The sequence below is a fragment of the Vicinamibacteria bacterium genome (assembly GCA_035620555.1).
In the GTDB taxonomy this organism is placed as follows: Bacteria; Acidobacteriota; Vicinamibacteria; order Marinacidobacterales; family SMYC01; genus DASPGQ01.
In genome coordinates this window covers 1-9,710 of record DASPGQ010000095.1, presented here as the reverse complement: position 1 = coordinate 9,710, position 9,710 = coordinate 1, and the positions used below count along the sequence as shown (strand labels likewise).

The window sequence follows — 9,710 nt, the reverse complement described above, 5'->3', positions numbered from 1 at the left end:
CGGCACCGAGGGATATGCTCGAGCTCATCGAGCGCTATGACACCGGGCTGAAGCGCCGCACGTACGAGATCGTCAACGATCTGGTTGTTCGAGGGATGCTGACGGCCCGAAGCCAGCCGGACTACGTCCATGGCGTCGCCGAGGTTCGGACTCTCCCGCCCATCCTGTACCCCGGAAAAATCCTGAACGCCGCGGTGAACTTCTATAGCCACGTCAACGAGACGGGTACCAAGGAGGAGCGAGCGGAGGCGCGGCGGCAACGGCGTGAGAACCGTGGCGTGCCCTACTTGTTCCTGAAGCCGAGCCGGGGGGCAGTGATCGGGAACGGCGACCCCATCGTCATCCCCTACGGACGCGATCGAACCGACTGGGAAGTGGAGCTCGGTACCGTCATCGGCCGAGCGGCGAAGTACGTTTCCGCGAACGATGCCGAGGACTATGTGTTCGGCTACACCGTCACACTCGATATCTCCGACCGTGGGGGCCGACCGCCAGGAGGAAACCCCTTGCGCTCCGACTGGTTCGTCGCGAAAGGCCATGACACGTTCGCGCCGATGGGTCCGTGGATCGTGCCCAAGGAGTTCTACGGCGACCCGATGGAGAAGCTGCATCAGACGCTCAGCATCGGCGATACCAAGATGCAAGAGGCGAAGGCAGGGGACATGATCCATTCGCTCTGGGAGCTCATCGAGTACGGCTCGTCGATCGTCACTCTGTTTCCTGGCGATGTGATCAACAACGGGACTTCGGGTGGGGTCGGGATGGGAACAGCGGTACGGGGCGAGCAGCGGTTCCTTCGGCGCGGTGAGGCGATCGTAGCCACCATCGAGGGAATCGGAACTTTGCGCATGCCCGTCGTGTCCGAAGAGGCGCCGACGGGACTCACCGGGGCGCAGCTCCCACCGGTCAAGAGCTACCAGGATCCGCAATAGGTTTCAGTTCTTTGCACTATCATCTCTGAGTGTTTCAGCGGGACTACATCCTTCGTCTGCTGGAACAGTTTGCCAGAGCGATCGGCGCCATCCTGACGCTCCGGAAGGCGGGGCGGCTCGACGACGCCGAGGCCGCCATCGCCGAGGCATCACGCGAGTTCGTCGGTCTCGACGTCGATACGCTGCTCGCGTTGCCGGTCGAGCAGGTCGTCGCACTCCTGAGCCCGGGAGGGAGCCCCGATCCGGCCAAGTGCCTGGTCGTCGCCGAGCTCTTGTTCGAGAAAGGAGAGGTGAGCACGCTCCGAGACGACGAGGCTTCCGCTTACCGGGCCCGTCTTCGCTCGCTCGGGCTGCTTTTGGAAGTCTCCGGCCGCGAAGGCCTCGTGCGCATCCCCGAGGGCGATCGCTATCGTCGCCGAATCGATACCTTGCTCGAAACTCTCTCGAGCTATGGACGGGTCGCTGAGATCGAGAAGAGGCTCGTGCGCCACTACGAGCGCGAAGGCGATTTCGCCGCCGCCGAGGACACGGTGTTCGAGCTCCTGGATTCGGGCCACGCAGAGATCGTTCCCGAGGCGATCGATCTCTACAAGAGGTTGCTTCGCAGGAGCGACGAGGAGCTCGAGCGAGGAAGGCTTCCTCGAGATGAGGTGGAAGAAAGCCTCGCCCGACTGCACCAGAAAGGTGGGATGTAGCACCAGCGGGTGCATGAACGACTACTGGGGCTCAACGCTCCGATACATCCATGACCCAGATGTCGCCGATGTCTTCCTCCCAGGCGAAGTAAAGGTGCTCACCATCGGTCGTGAGCGATTCCGAGCCCAGGCTTCCTCGTTTGCCTCTTAAGTCGGTGACCGGGCGCTCGGGCCCGCCTTCGGCCGGCACCTCCCAAAGGTTGCCTGCTCGTTCTCCGTAACCCGTGAAATAGACGTGAGAGCCGTCCTGGGAATAGATCGGATACCATGCCGGTCCTCGGGTCAGGCGCTCGGCAACGCCGCCGTCGACGGCAATGCGCCAGAGCTTGGGGACCTCGGAATCTCGCGTCGAGACCCAAACCAGCCTTTGACCGTCGGGTGACCATTGAGGGGAGAAGTCCCCGTGGGGGTCATCGGTGAATTGCCGCGCCTCACCTCCCTCGGCGGGGATCACCCAGATGTCCATGTTTCCGCTTCGAAGGGAGAAGAAGACGATGGAGCTCCCGTCGGGAGACCAACGGGGAGAGTAATCCTCGAAGTCGCTGTTCGTGAGCTGGCGCGCCTCGCCGCCGGCTACGGGCAGAACCCAGAGATGGCGGGTCCCGCTTCTCAGGGAGTAGAAAGCGATCTGCTTTCCGTCGGGCGACCACGAGGGCGACCAGTCGGGGGAAGGGTCCGTCGTCAGCTGCTGCATCTCGCCCCCTCCCGCTGGCAGGACCCAGAGGTCTGTATTCCCCGCTCGTCGCGAGTTGAAGGCGAGGCGCCGTCCATCCGGTGAAACCTCTACAAACGTGATGAGAGATTGATCGAACGTGAGCTGTTCGGCGTCGCTCCAGGTGGCGGCGCGGTCTTCGAAGATTGGTACGCGCCAGAGGTTGGCGATGCGCCCGCCATCGGAGTAGGCGAGCCGGGTCCCATCGGCGGAGAGAGCGGCCCGTCTCATGCCGACTCCCACCGTGAGGGCACGCGGTTCGCCGCGCGGCCGCCCATCGGGCGCTACCGCAAGCTGCCAGAGGTCCATGGCGCCGCCCCGGTCGGAAACGAAGTACATCGAGCGCCCGTCAAGTGACCAGCCGGGGCTCCAGACCTTGGACTTCCCGTCGGTCAGGGGAAGGGCTTCTCCATCGGCGAGGCGGAGCACCCAGAGCTGAGTCACCGTAGCGGTACGATTCTGCGCCGCGACGTAGGCGATGAGCTTTTCGTCGGGCGACCAGCTCGGATCATATCGAGTTGCCGAGCTTCCCGGCAGGGAAAACCGGCGGAAGGCGCCCGTCGCAAGAGTGAGGACTTCCAGCTCGGTATGGTCGATGAAGGCGAGCTCGGTGCCGTGCCTCGACCAGCACGGAGCGCTCGAGAACTCGGCGTGCTGCGAGCGCTCCGGGGGAACGATTCGACGCGGGGTGCCTCCCAAGGGACTCATGAGAAAGACCCCGCCTCCGTCACGGCCGGAATGAAAGGCGATCTGACTTCCATCAGGAGACCAGCTCGGATAGGAATCGACGCCGTCGTAGTCGCGCGTTCGGTTCAACGGCGCACCGCTCCCGAGCTGCGCGATTTCGATGTCCCAGTTTCCTCCACGAAAGACGCCGCTCTCGCTCGATGCGTAGGCGAGGAATCGGCCGTCCGGAGACCATGCGGGGTAGTCCTCGACACCCAGGGCGAGCGTCACCTGGACGGGCTGGCTGAGCTCGGGACGCGGCCGGTCTCGAGAGAGGTACGCGGTGACGCCAATGCCAACCACTACCGCTACCGCCACGATCGCCGCAGTGAGCCGAATCGAACGGGGAACGATCCGAAAGCGATCCGATGGGCGGCGTGCGTCCCACTCCGCGGCCCGCAGGTCCGACACGAGCGGGGCCATATGGGCGTATCGCTCCTCCGGTCTCTTCGCGAGGCACCGATCGAGGATCCGCTGAAGGCGGGGAGGGTATTCCACCGAGGCTTCGATGGGGGGCGCCGGGGTATTGATGATGGCGTTCAGGGTCTCGGCCCCGCTCGGGCCTCGGAACGGGAGCTTACCCGTGAGCATCTCGTAGAGGAGGATGCCCAGACTGAAGATGTCGCTCCGGTGGTCGACGGCCTCGCCGCGCGCCTGCTCCGGAGACATGTACGACACCGTCCCCACGACGACGCCGGGGTCCGTCCTCGCCGCGGTTGCCGTGAAGGCTGCCGTATCGCGAGCGCCGGAAGGCTCCACGAGTTTTGCGAGCCCGAAATCGATGATCTTCGCGTGCCCGTCCTTGGTGATCATGACGTTTCCCGGCTTGACGTCCCGATGAACGATGCCTCTCTCGTGCGCGCGCGAGAGACCTTCGGCAATCTCCGTAATCAGGCGAAGCGACCGCTTGGCGCCGAGACGTTCCCGAGAGAGCAAGTCCGACAGCTTCTCGCCCTGTATCAGTTCCATGACGATGAACGTCAGGTCGCCGACGTCGTCGATCTCGTAGATGACACCGATGTGAGGATGCTCGAGGGCCGCGGCGGCCTGGGCCTCCCGGATGAAGCGACGCTTGCGCTCCTGATTCGCCATGAGATGCGGCGGAAGGACCTTGATGGCGACTTCTCGTTTCAGCTTCACGTCGAGAGCGCGGTAGACGATGCCCATCCCGCCGCGGCTGAGCTCCGAGAGCACTTTGTAGTTCGAGAGCATCTGGCCGACGAGCGCCCCGGACGGATCGTCCCGCTCCGACTCCAGCGCCGGTTCGACGGGTGAGCGTTCGAGAAAGCCGGTGCTTTGGAAGCCCAGGAGGGACTCCACCTCCCGGCGGAGGTCGGGGTCCCGGCAGGCCTCCTCGAGGAAACGCGCTCGTTCCGACTCGTCACGCTCCAGGGCAGCGTCGACGATAGACTTGACCTCTTGCCAGCGGGAGGAGCTCATGCTCTGAAGGCCCCGTTTCGTCAGCGCTCCTGGCTCCGTCGAGCTTGCCTCGAAGTATCCTTGCCGACTCGATGCATATACCATGGCCGCCCGACCCTCGGCAAGAAAGGAGGCACCGAGCCGGTCTGAAAACACTCGCGGAAAGTCATCGACCTCTGCGAATTCATCAACACGGAAGCCCAGGTAACGATGAGGAGGTAACGCCCTGGATGTCGGAAGATCGCATCGTTTAGAATTCTCGTGTCGGATAGGTGTAACGGTCGGCAAAACGGACGTGAAGGGAAAAACGATCGGCGGAAGCAGAAGCAACGGTGACGAGTCGGTTCTCTCCGCCGGCATCGAGGTCACGAGAGACGAATGCTGCACCATCGTCGATGTCGTTCGCGTCCTCTCGCCGTCCATCATCGACGATTCCCCCCTCGAACGTAAGCTTGATGTCGTGGAAGAAGCCGTTTTGTCCGCCGCCGGGGAAGGGGCCTGATGAGCACGTTATTCGCCATCGCTGGTATCCAGCAATGGATCTCCGCCGTCGAAGAGAACGCGAGCCGCATGGAGAGTCGGCTGAACGTGCTGATGAGCGTCTATCCCTGGGTTCAGATGGTCGTGTTCAGCGAGCTCGCGTTCTTCGGTCCGCTAACGGTGAACGCCCAGCCGTTCCCCAACAAGACGGAAGACCGCTTCCGGGAGCTCGCGCGGAGACACGGCATCTGGCTTGTTCCCGGGAGCATGTTCGAGCGCGACGGCGAGCGCATCTACAATACCGCCAGCATCATCGACCCGGAGGGCAACCTCGTGGGGCGTTACCGAAAGATGTTCCCTTTCTACCCCTACGAAGAGGGCGTGTCGGGGGGGGAGGAGTTTTTCGTCTTCGACGTTCCCGAAATCGGCCGGTTCGGAGTCTCGGTGTGCTACGACATGTGGTTTCCCGAGACTTCGCGCACCCTCGCGGCGATGGGGGCCGAGGTCATCCTCCACCCCACGCTCACTTCGAGCATCGATCGCGACGTGGAGCTCGCCATCGCGCGGGCTACTGCCGCCCAGCAGCAGCTCTTCTTTTTCGACGTGAACGGCGCGGGTGATGGTGGCATCGGCCGGTCCATCGTCGTGGGCCCGCACGGAGACGTGCTCCATCAGGGAGCCGCGGGCGAAGAGATGTTCCCGCTCGAGATCGACCTCGACCGCGTCCGCCGGAGCCGCGAGGTCGGTTTGCGCGGGCTCGGCCAGGCTCTCAAGAGCTTCCGTGACCGGACGGTGCAGTTTCCCGTTTACGGTCCCAACTGGCGCGAGCACGGTTTCTTCCACGAGCTCGGTCCGCTCGAGAAGCCGACCCGGGGATCCAAGAAAGGCCTGCGCCCGGCGGCCCGGACGGAGGTGAAGGAATGAAGGGTACGGCCGGGTCGCCGCGCGCCGCGAGAGACGAATCGTTTCGGGCCTATTACGATGCATCTCAACTGAGAACCGATACCTGGAACGAGCTCAAGCAGCTGACGTCCCGGCGCGAGCGTTCCGAGCGACGCGGCAAGGACACCAGGCCGCTTCAAGAAGAGATCACCCGCACGCTCAAGGTGCTGTCCGAGATCGAAGCGTACTTTTCCTTCCCCGGCACCCGGGCGGTGAATCAGCTCGCGAGCCTTCTCAAGCGTGGTCTGTTCGTCGCCCAGGCCCGCCAGACCGAGCGCGTGGTGCGCCTCCTGGTTGGCGACTCTTATCGCCGTCGCGACGTGAGCGAGATCTTTCACGAGGATTTCGACACGATGGACGCGAGCGGCGCGGAGATCGTCGAGCACATTGGTGCATCCGGCTCGAGGCCCTACTGCGAAGTGCTCGTCGTGGACGAGGTCGTCGGTGGCGGAACCCCCGATCACCAGGACGTGAGAAAGCGCATGCTCGGCATGAGGCGCGATCAGGATGAGTTCGTTTACGACGTGGTCGTCGTGGGAAGCTTCGAGGACGCCGTCATCGCGACCCTCTTCAACCATAACATCCAGAGCGTCGTCATACGCTACAGCTTTCCCTTCGAGTCCGCGACGACGCTGCCCGCGATTCGAGATTACCTGGCGCTCGTGGACGTCGAGGCGCTCGGGGACAAGCTGGAGATCATGCCGAGCCGGGCGCTCGGGGAGACGTTGAAAGCGCTGAGGCCGGAGCTCGACCTCTTCCTCGTGACCGACGATCCGCTGCGAAACGTCGCCGGGCATACCGGCCGGGCCTTTCGAAGGGTGTTCTACCAGCAGGAGGACTACCTCGAGCTCCACCTCAGCATCCTGAAAGGGATCGACGACCGCTACGAGACCCCCTTTTTCAACGCGCTCCGGGAATACAGCCACCGGCCGACGGGGGTCTTCCACGCGCTTCCCATCTCGCGGGGAAACTCGATCAGCAAATCCCATTGGATACGGGACATGGGTGAATTCTACGGCGAGAACATCTTTCTCGCGGAGACCTCCGCCACCACCGGCGGGCTCGATTCGCTGCTCCAGCCTCACGGGCCCATCAAGCGCGCCCAGGAGAAAGCGGCCCGCGCCTTCGGGGCGAAGAGCAGCTATTTCGTTACCAACGGCACCTCGACGGCGAACAAGATCGTCGTCCAGGCCCTGATGGCGCCCAACGAGATCGCCCTCGTCTCGCGAGACTGCCACAAGTCCCATCACTACGCGATCGTTCTGGCGGGGTCGCTTCCCGTCTATCTCGACCCCTACCCCGTCCAACCCTACTCGATGTACGGCGCCGTGCCCCTGTTCGAGATCAAAAGGCAGCTTCTCGCGTTGAAAGAGGAAGGGAAGTTGGATCGCGTCCGCCTTCTTCTCCTTACGAACTGTACCTTCGACGGCATCGTGTACGACCCCTTTCGTGTCATGAAGGAGGTGCTGGCCGTCAAGCCCGACATGATTTTCATCTGGGACGAGGCCTGGTTCGGCTTCGCCCGGTTCTCGCCCACTTATCGGGCGCGGACGGCCATGGCGGCTGCCCGCCGGCTGAAGCACATGCTCCAGTCGAGGGAGTATGGTGAGGCTCACCGGCGTGCGCGGTCCAAGGGCGAAGCCGACGGCATGCCGGATCCCGAGTGCGCGCGGGTGCGCGTCTACGCGACTCAATCCACCCACAAGACCCTGACGTCGCTGCGGCAGGGCTCGATGATCCACGTCTATGATCAGGACTTTGGGACGCTCGCTCACGAAGCCTTCGAAGAAGCTTACATGACCCATACTTCGACGTCGCCGAACTATCAGATTCTTGCCTCGCTCGACGTGGGTCGGAGGCAGGTGGAGCTGGAGGGGTTCGAGCTCGTGGAGCAGAGCGTTTCGCTTGCGATGACGCTCCGGGAGCGGATCCAGGAAAGCCCGCTTCTGAGCCGTTACTTCCAGGTATTGAAGGTCCGAGACCTCGTACCCGCGGACCACCGCCCCTCGGGCTTCGAAGAGTTCTACGGCCCCGAGGCGGGCTACCGGGCGATGGGTGATGCGTGGCAAGGGGACGAGTTCACTCTCGATCCCACGCGCGTGACCGTTCACATTGGCAAGACGGGGATGGACGGCGACACGCTGAGAAAGCACCTCATGGATCGCTACGACATCCAGATCAACAAGACGTCCCGCAACACGCTGCTCTTCATGCTGAACATCGGAACGACGCGGGGCGCCGTCGCTTATCTCCTCGAGGTCCTGACCCAGATCGCCCGTGAGATCGAAGAGCGCGCGGAACAGGAGAGCAGCCTGGAAAAAGAGCTCGATCGGGAAAAGGTGAGGGCACTGACCGAGCGTCTTCCCCCGCTTCCCAACTTCAGCCGGTTCCACGATCGTTTCCGAACCGCGGCGGGCTCGAAGACGCCGGAAGGCGATCTGAGGGCGGCCTTCTTCCTCGGACGAAACGACCAGGCTTGCGATTTTCTGAGACTCGACGGCTCGGTGCAGCGCGAGATGGAGGCTGGCCGCGAGGTGGTCTCGGCGGGGTTCGTCACGCCCTATCCGCCGGGATTCCCCGTTCTGGTGCCGGGACAAATTCTCAGCCACGAGATTCTTGCTTATCTGCTCGCGCTCGATGTCAAAGAAATCCATGGCTACACCCCGGAGTTCGGCCTCCGGGTCTTCAAACAGGAAGTGTTGGGAGACGTGAAACCATGAAGAAGTTGAAAGGAATCTCGGACATCCGCCGGTTCTTCTACCGAAACGACGTTCCGACATATTTCGTCAGCGCCACCAACTTCAATCTTCTCGGAATCGACGAGTGGGTAAAGAACTTCAAGTACATCTGCTATATCGATTGCTTCGACGGGAATCATCCCAACGTGGTCGCTCCGCCCGAGCGCACCGACCGGGTCTTCCAGAGCATCGAGGAGATCAACAACTATCTTCTCGAGCACAAAACGGTTGTGGACTATCTTCGGAGCCGAGGCCGGGGGCGGGCGGTTTTTCTCTTCTTCGACGAGACGACCGAGGCGCTCTGCAAGGAGCTCGACCTCGAGCTCTGCTTTCCCGCCGCCAGCCTCCGCGAGGAGATCGATGACAAGATCTCGGCCACCCGAATCGGCGATGAAGCGGGGGTTCCGTCGGTTCCGAACACGCTCGCCAAGGTGTCGAGCTACGAGAGCCTGAGGGAGACGGCAAGAGAGGCGAAGCTCGGCGAAGACCTCGTCATCCAGACGGCCTTCGGCGACTCGGGCCATACCACCTTCTTTATCAAGTCGAAAGCGGATTATGACGAGCACGCCGAAGAGATCGAAAAAGAGCCCGAGGTCAAGATCATGAAGCGCATCCGCTGCCGGGGGTCCGCCCTCGAGGCCTGCGTCACCCGCCACGGCACCATCGTGGGCCCGCTCATGACGGAGCTCGTCGGGTTTCCCGAGCTCACCCCATATCAGGGAGGCTGGTGCGGAAACGAGGTCTTCGGAAACGCCTTTCCCCGAAAGGTGCGCGAGCGCGCCCGGGAGTCCACGTTTCGTTTCGGCGAAGCGCTCCGAAGCCGCGGCTATCGCGGCTATTTCGAATGCGATTACCTGTACGACCTCGATACCGAAGACGTCTACCTGGGCGAGGTGAACCCCAGAATCACCGGCGCTAGCTCCATGACGAACCTCGCCTCGTTCGCGCAGGCCGACGCGCCTCTCTTTCTGTTTCACCTCCTCGAATGGTCGGGCGTGGACTTCGAGCTCGACGTCGAGGGATTGAACGAACGGTGGGCCGACCCGGAGAACATCGACAGCTGGTC

General features: G+C 63.0%; 7 protein-coding genes. 6 read left to right on the top strand and 1 reads right to left on the bottom strand.

What is annotated here, in order from left to right:
• Nucleotides 1-932 (top strand): fumarylacetoacetate hydrolase family protein (locus VEK15_03865; protein ID HXV59806.1); only part of this gene is annotated, 932 nt, incomplete at its 5' end.
• A 29-nt stretch (nt 933-961) separates the two neighbouring features.
• On the top strand, nt 962-1,627 hold the full coding sequence (locus tag VEK15_03860; GenBank protein HXV59805.1) for a DUF6483 family protein: 666 nt from the start codon (nt 962-964) through the stop codon (nt 1,625-1,627).
• Between the two features lie 31 nt (nt 1,628-1,658).
• Here the strand turns inward: VEK15_03860 and VEK15_03855 are convergent, their stop codons facing one another.
• A complete protein-coding gene (locus VEK15_03855; protein HXV59804.1) occupies nt 1,659-4,505 on the bottom strand; it encodes a protein kinase in 2,847 nt (948 codons plus the stop codon).
• 274 nt (nt 4,506-4,779) lie between these two features.
• Here VEK15_03855 and VEK15_03850 point away from each other — a divergent pair, with 274 nt between their 5' ends.
• The 4 genes from VEK15_03850 to VEK15_03835 all read left to right on the top strand — a co-directional run.
• Nucleotides 4,780-4,986, top strand: a complete 207-nt coding sequence (locus VEK15_03850) for a hypothetical protein (protein ID HXV59803.1) — start codon at nt 4,780-4,782, stop codon at nt 4,984-4,986.
• Nucleotides 4,986-5,888, top strand: a complete 903-nt coding sequence (locus VEK15_03845; GenBank protein ID HXV59802.1) for a carbon-nitrogen hydrolase family protein — start codon at nt 4,986-4,988, stop codon at nt 5,886-5,888. Before VEK15_03850 ends, VEK15_03845 begins: the two co-directional genes overlap by 1 nt.
• On the top strand, nt 5,885-8,626 hold the full coding sequence (locus VEK15_03840) for an aminotransferase class I/II-fold pyridoxal phosphate-dependent enzyme (GenBank protein ID HXV59801.1): 2,742 nt from the start codon (nt 5,885-5,887) through the stop codon (nt 8,624-8,626). Before VEK15_03845 ends, VEK15_03840 begins: the two co-directional genes overlap by 4 nt.
• A partial coding sequence (locus VEK15_03835; protein HXV59800.1) for a biotin carboxylase occupies nt 8,623-9,710 on the top strand: 1,088 nt, incomplete at its 3' end. The genes VEK15_03840 and VEK15_03835, both read left to right, overlap by 4 nt.

Excerpts from the sequence above, each read along its gene's own strand:
- VEK15_03855 (HXV59804.1), bottom strand. The coding sequence starts at position 4,505 with ATGAGCTCCTCCCGCTGGCAAGAGGTCAAGTCTATCGTCGACGCTGCC.
- VEK15_03845 (HXV59802.1), top strand. The coding sequence starts at position 4,986 with ATGAGCACGTTATTCGCCATCGCTGGTATCCAGCAATGGATCTCCGCC.
- VEK15_03840 (HXV59801.1), top strand. The coding sequence starts at position 5,885 with ATGAAGGGTACGGCCGGGTCGCCGCGCGCCGCGAGAGACGAATCGTTT.